Source organism: Psychrobacter sp. AOP7-C1-14, assembly GCF_052376135.1.
Taxonomy (GTDB): Bacteria; Pseudomonadota; Gammaproteobacteria; order Pseudomonadales; family Moraxellaceae; genus Psychrobacter.
Map to the genome: position 1 here is coordinate 1 of NZ_JBQSVH010000051.1, position 561 is coordinate 561.

1 protein-coding gene is annotated in these 561 nt (G+C 32.6%); it reads left to right on the forward strand.

Features of this window, described 5'->3' with window-relative positions:
* Window positions 1–498: hypothetical protein (locus tag ACT3QN_RS13680; RefSeq protein ID WP_444523992.1), on the forward strand; the 498-nt coding region annotated here is incomplete at its 5' end.
* Window positions 499–561 lie beyond the last annotated feature (63 nt).

Sequence of the window (561 nt, forward strand, 5' to 3'; positions counted from 1 at the left end):
TCGATCGCTAAACTACAAACACTCAATGTGCTTGTATATCCAAAGATCATTAGTCTGTTTGATATTTATACCTGCCATATCAGACCACTTCTGAATAGCCAGACTATCGAACTTGAGCAAAGTAATGCTTGCTCAAGACTTACCTGCTTTATAAAAGAGAAGGAAAAGTGGTTCTTGCTCAATAACTTTGAGCTATTTCATATAGCAAAAAGCCCTTATATTGATTTTGATGTATTAAAAAAAGAAGTAGCCGTGAAATATACATCAAAGAATCAGTTTAATTTCGACATCAGTTTTTACGAGCTTATTGATCTCATCGAAAAATACAATAAAAAAATAGATATCAAGATCATTTACACACAGCTAAACGATATTTTGGATCAAGAGATAAACCAAAAATTATTTGGCAAAAATATTTTTGCTATTACTACATTTTGTCAGCTTATAAAGATAAATGAACAAACTTATTACAAGCGACCTTCTGAGGGTGTTTTATGACTGAGAATGCTGAGAATGCTGAGAATGCTGAGAATGCTGAGAATGCTGAGAATGCTGAGAATG